The following is a 12,920-nucleotide window of genomic DNA, read 5'->3' on the forward strand; positions in this document are numbered from 1 at the left end:
CGGCCAGCGGCCCCCGGGTCCGGGGAACGCCGTTTGCCAGCGTAACGGCTGGCGCGCAATTTGAGAAGCGGCGCGTGGCGCTCAGGCGTAGGCCGCCACCCGCGCAATGCAGCGATGCAACACATCGCGCACCACCCGGTTCATGGCCCGCGCCCGGCGTTCGGCCAGCACGATCAGGCCCACGGTCGGCATGCGGAACGGGACGGGAAACGCCTTGCAGCGCACGCCGCCCCAGCGCTCGAGCTCCTGTCCGATATCGAGCGGCAGCAGGCCCAGCGACGCCATATTGCTGCTGATGGCCGAGTGGACCAGGCGCGCCGAAGTGGTTTCGATGCGCGCCACCGGCGCGACGGCATTGCGGCTGACGAAGGCCTCCACGAACGCCATGCGCGTCGGGCTGGACGCGGGCGGCAGCACCCACGGATGGCCGTGCAGCGACGCCAGCGTCAGGCTGGCGCGCCGCTCGTACAGCGCCTCGCTCATCACGATCGACGCGGTCTGCGAGAACAGGCCCTCCTGCGCCAGCGTGTCGGCGCCGGCGTCCGCCGAAAGCCGCCCGATCACGATGTCGAGCTCCTGGCGCCGCAGCGCAAGCACCAACTGGTCCGTGGCTCCTTCGAAGGTGCTCACCGACATGCGCAAGGGCTCGCCCGTGAGGGTCTTGAGCACTTCCTGCATCAGGGCGTTGGACACGAACGGAATCACCCCCAGGCGCAGGTGGGCGCCGCGCCCTTCCTCGAACGCGCGCAACTCGCTGTGCAGCGCGCCGGCGTCGGCCATCAGCAGGTCCACGCGCGCCAGGATGTGCCGGCCCACCGCGGTGGGCGCCAGCCGCGCGCCCCGCTCGCGCGAGAACACCTGGGCGCCCAGTTCCGCCTCGATGTCGCGCAAGGTACGGCTGAGCGCCGGCTGCGTGAGCCCGCGCCGTTCGGCCACGGCGGTCAGGGAGCGGGCCGCGGCGATCTCGCGCAGCAACTGCAGATCGCGAAACCGCAGCCGGGCAAACGGAACCGGGTCGCTAGGGGCGGAATCGTACATTACGGGTAAACCCTGGGTTTTGCATAACAAAAATGGTATCACTTCAAACAACTGAATCACACGAAAATCATGCAACTCAGGAAAACCACCATACGGGGAATGCCATGCAGCATCTACACAGACCTACGCGGCTCATGGGCGCGATAGCCATCATCACCACCGCGTTCGCGCTGGCCGGCGTGCCGGCGCAGGCCGGCGCCGCGCCGTCCGACCAGCCCCTGCGCATCGTCGTCCCCTACGCCCCCGGCGGCACCGGCGACGTCATCGCCAGGCTGGTCGCGAAGAAACTGGGCGAGCAATCCGGGCAATCGGTCGTGGTCGAGAACAAGCCCGGCGCGGCCGGCTCGATCGGCGCGTCGACCGTGGCCCGCGCGGCGGCCGACGGCAATACCCTGCTGCTGGGCTACACCTCCGAGATGGTCATCAACCCCATCGTGCAAAAAGGCGTGAGCTACGACGTGGCGCGCGACTTCGCGCCCGTGGCGATGGCGGGTTCGACGCCGCTGCTGCTGGTGGCCAACCCGACGGTCGGCGCCAACTCGATCGCCGAGCTGGTCGCGCTGGCCAAGGCCAGGCCCAATCGCCTTTCGTATGCCTCGGCAGGCCCCGGCAGCCCGGCCCATATCGCCGGCGCGCTGCTGGCGCGCGAGGCAGGCATACAGCTGCTGCACGTCCCATACAAGGGCGGCAGCCAGGCGGTCACCGACACGGTGGGCGGCGTGGTCAGCATCTACTTCTCGGGCATGCCGCCGGCGGTTCCGTTCGTCAAGAACGGCAAGCTGACCGCGCTGGGCGTCACCGCCCGCCAGCCCAGCCCCGCCCTGCCCGATGTGCCGGCGCTGGCCGCGCAGGACTACCCGCGGCTGGATCTGGCCGGCTGGTTCGGCTTTTTCGCGCCGCGCGAGGTGCCGGCGCCGGTGCAGGCCGCGCTGCACGACCGCATCACCGCCGCCCTGGCCGCCGACGACATCAGGCAGGCGCTGGCCGTGCAGGGCGTGGAAACCCGGCCGATGAGCGCGCAGGCCTTCGGCGACTTCGTGGCCGCCGAACAGAAGAAGTACGCGCGCTTCATCGACGAACTCGGCATCGCGGCCGAATAACGAGGAACAAGCATGAATCTGTGGTTACTGGGCACCGGAACGCCCACGCCGTCCTTGCGGCGCATGTGTTCGGGCTATCTCGTGCGCGTCGGCGACGAATACCTGGTCTTCGACCACGGGTTCGGCGCGCACCATCGCATGCTCGAACTGGGCGTGCGCGCCACCCAGGTCTCGCACGCCTTCTTCAGCCATCACCATTACGATCACATGGGCGACTATCCGCGCCTGCTGCTGACCCGCTGGGACCAGGGCGTGGGCAGGGTCGACGACATGGACGTCTACGGACCGCCGCCGCTGAAGCTGATCACCGAGCGCCTGATCGGCGACGACGGCGCCTTCGGCCCGGACCTGATCTCGCGCACGGAGAACCAGTGCAGCATCGACGTGTACCAGGCGCGCGGCGGCACGGGCATGCGCGCCCGCCCGCAGCCCCGCCTGCACGAACTGGCCGCGGATGCGGTGGTGCGCACGCCGGGCTGGACCGTGCGCGTGGCGCCCGTGAACCACTTCGCGCCGCACCTGGTGTCGTATGGCTACCGCCTGGACGCGGACGGACAGTCCTTCGTGTATTCCGGCGATACCGGCCCCAGCCGCGCGCTGCGCGAGCTGGCCCAGGATTGCGACGTGCTGGTCCATATGTGCCACTACGTCTCGGGCACCGCCCCCAGCAAGACCTTCGCCGCGTTCACGATGGGGCACCGTGAGCTGGCCGAGCTGGCCGCCGAGGCCAACGTCCGCAACCTGGTCATCTCGCACGTGACCGAACAGTTCGACCACCCCGGCATGCGCGAGCGGATCGTGCGCGAAGTCGGGGAAATCTACCGGGGCAATATCTTCTTCGGCGAGGACGGCATGGAGATTCCCTTCGCCGGTCCGCGCCAGACCCGGCTGGATTGAACGCGGCGGCGCCGGAACGAAACGGCGCCGCGCCCGCCCGCGCCTACCCGGCCCGATGGGCGTCGACCGCCGCCAGGATCCGGCCGAACAGCGCGTCCGCGTAGGCGGCATCCAGCCAGCGCACGATGACCACCATGCGCCGCTCGGGCTCGACCCAGGTGAACGAGCTGCCCGCGCCGATGCCGAAGAAACTGGACGCCGGCACGCTGGGAAACACCTTCCTTTCGTGGTTGAGCCAGATCAGGTAGCCGTAGTAGGGCGCGATGTCGCAGGGAGTGCGCATCGCCTGGATCCAGGCCGGCGACAGCACCTGCCGGCCATCGGCCGCGCGGCCTTCGTCGAGCAGCATGCGGCCGATCAGCGCCTGGTCGCGCGCGCTGATCGACATGCCGCCGCCCCAGTGCGTGCCGCCCGGCACCGACGGCATGCGCACGCCGTCGATATCCACCCAGGCATTGTCGTAGCCCACCCACTGCCAGTCCTCGCTGGCGCCCAGCGGCCTCGTGACCGCCTCGCGGAACACCTCGGGCAAGGGCCGGCGAAACAGATGCAGCAGCGCATACGAAAGCTGGTTGATGCGTACGTCGTTGTATTCCCAGTAGGTGCCGGGCTCCTGCAGCGGCCGTGCGTCGCCCTTCCTGCCGTCGGGCGGGATGCCGAAGGCCACCGCGCGGTAGCGGTCGGCCTGGTCGGGCACGCCGAAGCGCTCGCCCTCCCATTCGCTGGTCTGCTGCAGCAAGTGGCGCCAGGTGATCCGCGCATTGCGGCCGGCGTCGAAACCGATGCCCGGCACGCGCCGGCCCACCGGCTCGTCCACGTCCGGCAACAATCCGCGGTCGTGCGCCACGCCGGCCAGGATGGACAGGTACAGCTTGGCCACGCTGAAGGTCAGGTCGGCGCGCTCGGGCTCGCCCCACGACGCCAGCGTCTGGCCGTCGACCACGACCACGCCCGAGACCGGGCCGCGATCGTGCACCGGACCCAGCAGGCGGTTCCAGGGCGGCGGATCATCGAGGTGCACGCCGAAGTTGCCCTGGACGCTGCGGTCCCAGGCGGTTTCGTGATCGTTGGCGAACTGGATCGCCTGCTGCATGAGGGGGTTCATCGCTATCCTCTCCATGATGCGGTTCAGGCAGGCTGCCCGGACGGGGTCTGGGCCAGGAACGCCATGGCGGCCTGCACGCCGCCGGCGCGGTGCGGCACACCCGCGGCCGCCAGGCCCATCTCGACGCCGGCCAGCGTGCCGCACAGCATCAAGTCGTTGAAATAACCCAGGTGGCCGATGCGGAATACGCGGTCGGCCAGCTTGCCCAGGCCCTGCCCCAGCGAGATATCGAAGCGCTCCAGCGCCCGCTGGCGGAATGCATCGGCGCTGTGGCCGCCCGGCATCAGTACCGCCGTGAGCGCCGGGCTGCATTGCGCCGGATCCAGGCACAGCAGCTCCAGCTCCCAGGCGGCCACCGCCAGCCGCGTGGCGTGCGCGTGGCGGCGGTGGCGCGCATAGACCTGCGGCAGGCCTTCCTCGCGCAGCATCGCCAGCGCTTCGTGCAGGCCATAAAGCAGGTTGGTGGCGGGCGTGTACGGGAAGTAGCCGCGCTCGTTGGCCGCCAGCATCTCGCGCCAGTCCCAGTACGAACGCGGCAGGCGGGCCTGCCCGGCAGCGGCCAGCGCGCGCGGGCCGATGGCGTTGAACGACAGCCCGGGCGGCAACATCAGGCCTTTCTGCGAGCCCGCCACGGTTACGTCCACGCCCCATTCGTCGTGGCGATAATCGATCGAGCCGAGCGAGGAAATCGTATCGACCATCAGCAAGGCGGGGTGCCCGGCCTGGTCGATGGCCGCGCGCACCGCCGCAATGTCGCTGGTGACGCCGGTGGAGGTTTCGTTGTGCACCACGCACACGGCCTTGATGCGGTGTTGCGTGTCCTGCGCCAGCCTGGCGCCGATGGCCTGCGGGTCGGCCGGATGGCGCCAGTCGCTTTCCAGGCAATCGACCTCCAGGCCCAGGCGGCCGGCCAGCCGGCGCCACAGGCTGGCGAAATGGCCCGTCTCGGCCATCAGCACGGTATCGCCCGGCGACAGCGTATTGACCAATGCGGCCTCCCAGGCGCCGGTGCCGGACGCGGGGAAGATGAGCACCGGCGACTCGGTGCGAAACACGTGCTTCAGTCCGGCCAGCACCGCCAGCCCCAACTGGCCGAACGCGGGGCCGCGATGGTCGATGGTGGGCTGGTCGATGGCGCGCAGCACGCGATCCGGCACATTGGTGGGGCCGGGAATCTGCAGGAAGTGGCGACCGGACGGATGCGGGTTCAGGGCGAACATACGGGGCCTCGCATTGGATTATTGGTATACCAACTCAAGCCGCGACGCGGGCGGGCGATACGGGCCCGGCCATCCCGCGCCGGGCTCGTGCCACTCTAGCCTATTGAATTGGCGCGATGGCCTAGGGTATTCACGCATGATCGCGACGCGATCGAGGCACGTATAGTCGTGGGCAGACCCCCGAAACCTGGTATACCAATGAGCCTCGAAGTCAGCCTGCCGCCCTCGGCCAGCGCCTGCGCCGAAGGCGCCGCGGGCGGCGGCACCCTGCCCGCCACCGTGGCCGCCCGCCTGCGCGAACGCATCATCCAGGGTGATTTCCCGCCCGGCGCGCGGCTCAACGAACGCGCGCTGTGCGACCAGCTCGGCGTATCGCGCACGCCGCTGCGCGAGGCGCTGCGCGCGCTGGCCGCCGAGGGCCTGGTGCGCATCGAACCGAAACGCGGCGCCCAAGTGGTGGCCCTGTCCGCCGCCGATATCCGCGAAGCCTTCGAAGTCATCGGCGGGCTGGAGGAGATGTCGTGCCGCCTGGCCTGCGCGCGCGCCACCGACCAGGAGATCGCCGAGATCCGCGCGCTGACCTACGAGATGATGGCCAGCCACGCGCGGCGCGACCTGCCGTCGTACTTCCGCGCCAACCGCGCCATCCACGAGCGCATCGGCCTGGCCGCGCGCAACGCCCTGCTCAAGCAGCTGTACGACGCGCAGAACGCGCGCATCCAGAACCTGCGCTACGTTTCCAACGAAGACCGCCACAAATGGGACCAGGCGATGCGCGAGCACATGGCGATGGCCGACGCCCTGCAGGCGCGCGACGCCGAACGGCTGGCCGACCTCATGCGCGGCCACCTGCGGCGCAAGTGCGAGGCGGCGCTGCGCAGCCTGGCGGCGGCGTCCGGGATCCGTTGATCGCCGCGGTCCCCGCGGCGCCAGGATCCTGCTCATTCAAACAGCGTGTCGGCCGCGCCCAGGCGCGGCGCCCTGGATGGGCCCGTGCCCAGCGCCTGGCGGATGTCGGTCTCGAAGGCACAGGTGCGGCGCCGGTCCAGGTAGCGCGCCAGCCGCACCTGGCGGCGGCCGCAATGCAGCCACAGCGATTCGTCCGCGGCCGACCAGGCGCGGTGGCGGATGACGCGCGCGCGGCCGCGGTCGAAGACATGGCGCGACACGCGTTCGCCGTCGTGGACCTCGACGACCAGCGTGCCGTCGGCCCGCAGTTCGATGTCCTCGCCATCGCGCGCATGGCGCGCGAAATGCCAGCCGGCCAGCGCGATGAACGCCAGCTCGACCACGCACCAGGCGGTGATCGCCCACAATCCGTAGGCCGCGCCCGCCAGCCCCACCAGCACGGCGATGGCCGCCATGATGCCCATGCCGGCCATGAACTGGGCCGGCGCCACGCTGCTGCGCCGCAGGCTCCAGCGGCACGGCGCGGCGCCCTGCGCGCCGGCCTGCGGCAGAAGAGGATGGGAAAGCGTGTCGCGCATGGCCTGCCAGCCTGGGGGTTCCGGGGCCTACTTGACCTCGGGCGGCGTCACGAACGTATGATGCGGCGCGGGCGACGGCACGGTCCACTCCAGCCCCTCGGCGCCGTCCCACGGCTTGGCCGTGGCCACCTCGCCCTTGCCGCGGTAGCAGCGCAGCGCCGCCCAGACGAAGATGAACTGCGACAGGCCGAACCAGATCGCGCCGATGGTGGCCACCTGGTGGAAGGTGGTGAACTGCGCGGCGTAGTCGGCGTAGCGGCGCGGCATGCCGGCCAGGCCCAGGAAGTGCATCGGGAAGAAGGTCACGTTGAACGAGATCATGGTGGACCAGAAGTGCAGCTTGCCCAGCTTCTCGTCGTACATGCGGCCGGTCCATTTGGGCAGCCAGTAATACGCGCCGGCGAACAGCGCGAACAGCGAGCCCGCCACCAGCACGTAGTGGAAGTGCGCCACCACGTAGTAGGTGTCGTGCACCTGGATGTCGATCGGCGCCACCGCCAGGATGAGGCCGGTGAAGCCGCCGACCGTGAACACGAAGATGAAACCCACCGCGAACAGCATCGGCGTCTCGAAGCTGAGCGAGCCGCGCCACATGGTGGCCACCCAATTGAACACCTTCACGCCGGTCGGGATCGAGATCAGCATGGTGGCGTACATGAAGAACAGCTGGCCGACCACCGGGATGCCCGTGGTGAACATGTGGTGCGCCCACACCAGGAACGACAGCACCGCGATCGACGCCGTGGCGTACACCATGGATGCATAGCCGAACAGCTTCTTGCGCGAGAACGCCGGCACCACGGCCGATACGATGCCGAAGGCCGGCAGGATCATGATGTAGACCTCGGGATGCCCGAAGAACCAGAACACGTGCTGGTACATCACCGGGTCGCCGCCCGCCGCCGCGTTGAAGAAGCCGGTGCCGAAATGGCGGTCGGTCAGCAGCATGGTGATGCCCGCCGCCAGCACCGGCATCACGGCCAGCAGCAGGAACGCGGTGATCAGCCAGGTCCAGCAGAACAGCGGCATGCGCATCAGCGTCATGCCGGGCGCGCGCATGTTGAGGATGGTCACCATGATGTTGATCGCGCCCATGATGGACGAGGCGCCCATGATGTGCACCGCGAAAATGGTCAGGTCCATGCCCGGGCCCATCTGCAGCGACAGCGGCGCGTACAGCGTCCAGCCGGCGGCGGTGGCGCCGCCGTCGACCCAGAACGAACTGAGCAGGAGCACCGAAGCCACCGGCAGCAGCCAGAAGCTGAAGTTGTTCATGCGGGCGAACGCCATGTCGGAGGCGCCGATCTGCAAGGGGATCATCCAGTTGGCGAAGCCCACGAACGCCGGCATGATGGCCCCGAAGATCATGATCAGGCCGTGCATGGTGGTGAACTGGTTGAACAGCTCGGGGCGGAAGAACTGCAGGCCCGGCTCGAACAGCTCGGTACGCACGGCCAGCGCCAGCACGCCGCCCACCATGAGCATCACCAGCGAGAAGATCAGGTACATCGTCCCGATGTCCTTGTGGTTGGTCGCGAACAACCATCGTCGCCACCCGCTGGGCGCGGCGTGATGGTCGGCATGGCCGGCCGAAGGACTGTGATCGTGGACAATGGTACTCATGTCGCGCCTCCGGGAACATGGCGGCGCCACCGGCCGGGCCTATGCTGCCGAGCCCGCCGCCAGGGTGGCGGCCGGGAGCCGGATCGGCTCCAGCGCTCAGTTGTACGCCTTATGGCGCCGCTGCGCCACCGCAAGCACACCGCCAGCATGGTCTTTGATGCGGCCCCATAAGGCATGCCGCGCGCACCGCGCGGCCGCGCCGCATCATTGACGCCGTCAATATATCCATACCAACTATCCATTAGTCGTATCTGCGCCGGCTACCTACCATTTTGTCAGGCCCGCCCGGACCGCCAGCGCCAAGCGCGCGCGCGGCCGGACCACCCCCCTGCACACCGGCGGGCCGGCACAAAGGAGACAACGAGATGAAGAAGAAGGTATGCCAAGCGGCCGGCATCCTCGCGCTGGCCTGCGCCACGGCGGCGGCGACGGCGGCCTGGCCCGACAAGCCCGTGCAAGTCGTGGTGCCGTACAACCCGGGCGGCGGCGTCGATACGTTCACGCGCCCGGTGGCCGCCAAGCTGGGAGAGGAACTGGGCCAGACGGTGGTGGTGGACAACCGCCCGGGCGCCGGCGGCACCATCGGCGTGCAACGCGCCGCCACCGCGCCGCCCGACGGCTATCACCTGCTGGCCGGCGGCGTGCACCAGATGATGGCCGAGGGCCTCTACCCGAACCGCGGCTACGACATGGACCGCGATTTCGTGCCGGTGGCGCTGGTGGCCAAAGTGCCCAACGTGCTGGTGGTCACCAACAAGGCGCCGTTTCGCAACGTCGAGGAACTGATCGCATATGCCAGGAAGAACCCCGGCAAGCTGAACTATTGCTCGTCGGGCAGCGGCACCGCGCAACACATCGTGGCCGCCACCTTCAGCCAGCTGGCCGGCGTTTCCATGACGCACATTCCGTACCGCGGCACCGCGCCCGCCATGCAGGACCTGATCGGCGGCCAGTGCGACCTGATGTTCGACGGGCTGGGCACCTCCGCGCCACAGGTGAGGACCAGCAACATCAGGCTGCTGGCCGTCACGTCCAACGCCCGCAGCCCGGCCTTTCCCGATGCGCCCACGCTCAAGGAGGCCGGAGGACCGGCGATGGATGCATCGATCTGGTATGCCTGGTGGGCGCCGGCGGGCACGCCGGCCGACGTGCTGGCGCGCCTGCGCGCCGGCATCGCGCAATCGCTGAAGGCGCCGGCGGTGCTGGAGGCCTGGCGCAGCCAGGGCGCCGAAGTCCCGCCGGCCATGGAGCCGGCCGCCCTGCAGGACTACGTGCGCGCCGAGAACCAGCGCTGGCAGAAAGCGGTGCGCGAACTGGGCATCAAGATCGGCTGACCGCCGGCGGCCTGTTCACCCCGCCGCGCCGGGCGTGGACAGGCCCTGGCCCTGCGGCGCCACCGCCCGCACCTGCTCGCGCAGCCATTGATGGGCGCGGCTGTGCTCGTAGCGCCGATGCCAGTACAAGGCCCATTGAAAGCCGGGCGTGGCGAACGGCAAGGGCCGGATCATGGTGTCCGGCCCCGCGATGCGCTGCGCCGCCCGCTCGGACATCACCGCCAGCAGGTCCGTGTCGCGCAGCACGGCCGGCACCAGCAGCCAGTGCGTCACGTTCAGCGCCACCTCGCGGCGCAGGCCCTGGCCGGCCAGCACGCTGTCGACGAAGCGGATGTCGGTAGGGCTCATCGAAACGCGCACATGGCGGTACGCGAGGAACTGCTTGAGCGTCAACCGGCGCCCGGCCAGCGGGTGCCCCTTGCGCAGCACGCACACCATCCTGTCGCTGAACAGGGCCTCGGCGCGGATCGCGCTGGTGTGCTGCAGCTCCATGCTGACGGCCAGGTCCAGGCGATCGGCCTCCAGCGCCTCGATGGTCTGCTCGGGCGAAAGATGCACGGTATCGATGGCCAGCCCGGGCGCCGCCGCGTCCACCCGCGCCATCAGGGCCGGCAGGACCAGCGTGCCCACCAGGTCCGACATGCGCAGGGTGAACTGGCGCTGCGTGCTGGATGGATCGAACTGGATGTCGCTGGTCATCAGGCGCGCGGCCTGCTGCAGCGTGGCGTGCACGCTCTCGCCCAGCTCCAGCGCGCGCGGCGTGGGCTCCATGCCCTTGGCCGTGCGCACGAACAGCTCGTCCTTGAACACCATGCGCAGCCGCGACAACGCGTTGCTCATCGCGGGCTGGCTGACCGCGATGCGGTCGGCGGCGCGGGTAACATGGCGCTCGGTCATGAGCGCGTCGAAAAACACCAGCAGGTTCAGATCGACCGATCGCAGATTGACGGCGGCGCGCATGACAGTTCCCGTAGCGGAAAAGACTGCCGAATTCTAATGCAGGCGACGCCGCGCCGGCGCGTTCTGTCGCAACGATTCCTCGTGACCAGCGTTATTTCACGCCTGTCCAGGCGAATTATTGACATAAAGAATAATTCCATAATGACTATCCATTGGACGAATATATAGCCGGAACCGAACATGGCAGGGCCGCGACACACGCGCTTTCACGCCAACCAGGAGAAACCACATGGCGACCGCAGAAACTCTCAAGCAAAAGATCAAGGTAGTCATGTTCGACCAGTACGGAACGGTGGTCGACATGCAGAAAGGGCTGGTGGAGATCGCCGCCCCCTACCTCAAGGAAAAGGGCTGGACCGGCAACCCCAATTCGTTCGTGACCTGGTGGCGCCGCACGCACTTCGAGAACTCGATGATCGACGCCTTGCTGCACCAGGAACACACGCCGTACCGCGAAATCGGCCACCGCGCCGTGGCCTACACGCTGGAGCGCGCCGGCATCGCGCACACCGCCGAGGAGGTGCGCTACCTGGTCGGCTGCATCGAACAGCTCAAGCCCTTCCCGGACGTGCCCGAGGCATTGGCGCGCCTGCAGACCCGCTACCGCATCGTGGCGCTGTCCAACGGCGACCGCGACATGCTGGAAACCGCCAAGCGCCATCACGGCATCCCGTTCGACAACGTCATCTCGGTGGCCGAGGCCAATTCGTTCAAGCCGCACGTGGCCACCTACGCCAAGGCCGCCGAAATCGAAGGCGTGCGCATGGATGAGGTGCTGTTCGTGGCCAACCACGCGTTCGACTGCCTGGGCGCCAAATCGGCCGGCATGCACAGCGCCTTCATCGACCGCCGCAAGCGTCCGTTCGGCGGCACGCCGCACCAGCCCGACCTGTGGGTCGACGACATGAAGTCGCTGGCCGACGCGATGGTGGGCTAAGCATGTCGCCGCTGCACGGAATACGCGTCCTGGAGCTGACGCGGGTGGTGTCCGGCCCGTTCTGCACCATGCTGCTGGGCGACCTGGGCGCCGAGGTCATCAAGATAGAAGAGCCGGTCCATGGCGACGACAGCCGCGCCTTCGGGCCTCCGTTCAGCGGCGGCGAAAGCGCCTATTTCCTTTCGGTAAACCGCAACAAGCGCAGCTGCGCCATCGACCTCAAGCAGCCCGAAGGCAAGGAGCTGCTGCGCGCGCTGGCGCGCGCCAGCGACGTCGTCATCGACAACTTCCGGCCCGGCACGATGGCGCGGCTCGGCCTCGGATACGACGCGCTGCGGGCCGCCAACCCGCGCCTGGTCAGCTGCTCGATCACCGGCTTCGGCGACAGCGGCCCCGATGCGCAGCGGCCCGGCTATGACCTGATCATCCAGGGCGAATCGGGCATCATGGACATCACGGGCGACCCGGCCGGCCTGCCGACCAAGATCGGCACCTCCATCGCCGACCTGATCACCGGCCAGTTCGCCTCCCAGGCCATCACCGCGGCGCTGCTGGAACGCGCGTCCAGCGGACAGGGCCGCCACGTCGGCATCGCCATGCTCGACTGCATGGCGTCGCTGCTGACCTTCAACGCCGGCATCTACTTCACCACCGGCGCCAGCCCCACGCGGCGCGGCAACGCGCACCCGACCATCGCGCCGTACGAGACGTTCCAGGCCGCCGACGGCTGGCTGAACATCGGCGTGGCCAACGACAAGTTCTGGCAATTGTTCTGCGGCGTGATCGCGCGCCCCGACCTGGCCGACGACCCGCGCTACGCGCGCGCCGCCGACCGCGTCGCGCTGCGCGCCGAACTGGTGCCGCGCATCGCCGCCCTGATCGCCGCGAAACCGCGCGCATACTGGATCGCCGCGCTGCGCGAAGCCGGCGTGCCGTGCGGCGACATACGCTCGGTGGCCGAGGTCTGCGAGGCCGAGCAACTGGTGTCGCGCGGCATGGTGTTCGACATGCCGCACCCGAGCGCCGGACAGGTGCGCAACATCGCCAGCCCGTTCCGCTTCGACGGGGCCGGGACGGCGGCGCATCGCGCGCCCCCGCTGCTGGGCGAGCACACGGCGGCGATCCTGTGCGAACATGCCGGCTTGCAGCCCGAACGCGTGGCGGACCTGGCCGCGCGCGGCATCATACGCACCCACGCCACCAGCAACTGAGGAGAATC

12 protein-coding genes are annotated in these 12,920 nt (G+C 69.0%); 6 read left to right on the top strand and 6 right to left on the bottom strand.

What is annotated here, in order from left to right; genetic code table 11:
- Positions 1-81 precede the first annotated feature (81 nt).
- Entirely contained in the window at positions 82-1,038 is a 957-nt protein-coding gene (locus LK409_RS19205) for a LysR family transcriptional regulator (RefSeq protein WP_010929435.1), read from the bottom strand.
- Between the two features lie 104 nt (positions 1,039-1,142).
- On the opposite strand from LK409_RS19205, the gene LK409_RS19210 reads away from it, so the two are divergent.
- Both LK409_RS19210 and LK409_RS19215 read left to right on the top strand, forming a co-directional pair.
- Positions 1,143-2,138 carry a Bug family tripartite tricarboxylate transporter substrate binding protein gene (locus LK409_RS19210; protein WP_010929436.1) on the top strand — a complete coding sequence of 332 codons (996 nt, stop codon included), beginning with the start codon at positions 1,143-1,145 and terminating at the stop codon, positions 2,136-2,138.
- A 12-nt stretch (positions 2,139-2,150) separates the two neighbouring features.
- Entirely contained in the window at positions 2,151-3,035 is an 885-nt protein-coding gene (locus LK409_RS19215) for an MBL fold metallo-hydrolase (RefSeq protein WP_003815464.1), read from the top strand.
- Positions 3,036-3,078: 43 nt separating this feature from the next.
- Here LK409_RS19215 and LK409_RS19220 read toward each other — a convergent pair whose 3' ends face one another.
- Together LK409_RS19220 and LK409_RS19225 are read right to left on the bottom strand one after the other, a co-directional pair.
- Positions 3,079-4,155 carry a serine hydrolase domain-containing protein gene (locus LK409_RS19220; RefSeq protein ID WP_010929437.1) on the bottom strand — a complete coding sequence of 359 codons (1,077 nt, stop codon included), beginning with the start codon at positions 4,153-4,155 and terminating at the stop codon, positions 3,079-3,081.
- An 8-nt stretch (positions 4,156-4,163) separates the two neighbouring features.
- Complete coding sequence (locus tag LK409_RS19225) at positions 4,164-5,360, bottom strand: pyridoxal-phosphate-dependent aminotransferase family protein (protein ID WP_059565505.1); 1,197 nt, start codon at positions 5,358-5,360, stop codon at positions 4,164-4,166.
- Positions 5,361-5,558: 198 nt separating this feature from the next.
- Between LK409_RS19225 and LK409_RS19230 the strand changes: the two genes are divergently transcribed.
- A complete protein-coding gene (locus tag LK409_RS19230; RefSeq protein ID WP_003815471.1) occupies positions 5,559-6,269 on the top strand; it encodes a GntR family transcriptional regulator in 711 nt (236 codons plus the stop codon).
- A 32-nt stretch (positions 6,270-6,301) separates the two neighbouring features.
- Here LK409_RS19230 and LK409_RS19235 read toward each other — a convergent pair whose 3' ends face one another.
- Both LK409_RS19235 and ctaD read right to left on the bottom strand, forming a co-directional pair.
- A complete protein-coding gene (locus LK409_RS19235; protein WP_003815472.1) occupies positions 6,302-6,847 on the bottom strand; it encodes a DUF2244 domain-containing protein in 546 nt (181 codons plus the stop codon).
- A gap of 27 nt (positions 6,848-6,874) precedes the next feature.
- A complete protein-coding gene (gene ctaD / locus LK409_RS19240; protein ID WP_010929439.1) occupies positions 6,875-8,470 on the bottom strand; it encodes a cytochrome c oxidase subunit I in 1,596 nt (531 codons plus the stop codon).
- Between the two features lie 365 nt (positions 8,471-8,835).
- On the opposite strand from ctaD, the gene LK409_RS19245 reads away from it, so the two are divergent.
- Positions 8,836-9,804 carry a Bug family tripartite tricarboxylate transporter substrate binding protein gene (locus tag LK409_RS19245; protein ID WP_010929440.1) on the top strand — a complete coding sequence of 323 codons (969 nt, stop codon included), beginning with the start codon at positions 8,836-8,838 and terminating at the stop codon, positions 9,802-9,804.
- A 15-nt stretch (positions 9,805-9,819) separates the two neighbouring features.
- Here the strand turns inward: LK409_RS19245 and LK409_RS19250 are convergent, their stop codons facing one another.
- Entirely contained in the window at positions 9,820-10,764 is a 945-nt protein-coding gene (locus tag LK409_RS19250; protein ID WP_010929441.1) for a LysR family transcriptional regulator, read from the bottom strand.
- Positions 10,765-10,993: 229 nt separating this feature from the next.
- Between LK409_RS19250 and LK409_RS19255 the strand changes: the two genes are divergently transcribed.
- Together LK409_RS19255 and LK409_RS19260 are read left to right on the top strand one after the other, a co-directional pair.
- The gene (locus LK409_RS19255) at positions 10,994-11,701 is read left to right on the top strand and encodes a haloacid dehalogenase type II (RefSeq protein ID WP_010929442.1); all 708 of its coding nucleotides are present in this window, start codon (positions 10,994-10,996) and stop codon (positions 11,699-11,701) included.
- Between the two features lie 2 nt (positions 11,702-11,703).
- Positions 11,704-12,912: a CaiB/BaiF CoA transferase family protein gene (locus tag LK409_RS19260; protein ID WP_010929443.1), complete on the top strand. Its 1,209-nt coding sequence runs from the start codon at positions 11,704-11,706 to the stop codon at positions 12,910-12,912.
- Positions 12,913-12,920: the final 8 nt, after the last annotated feature.

This window comes from Bordetella parapertussis (assembly GCF_020735925.1).
In the GTDB taxonomy this organism is placed as follows: domain Bacteria; phylum Pseudomonadota; class Gammaproteobacteria; order Burkholderiales; family Burkholderiaceae_B; genus Bordetella; species Bordetella pertussis.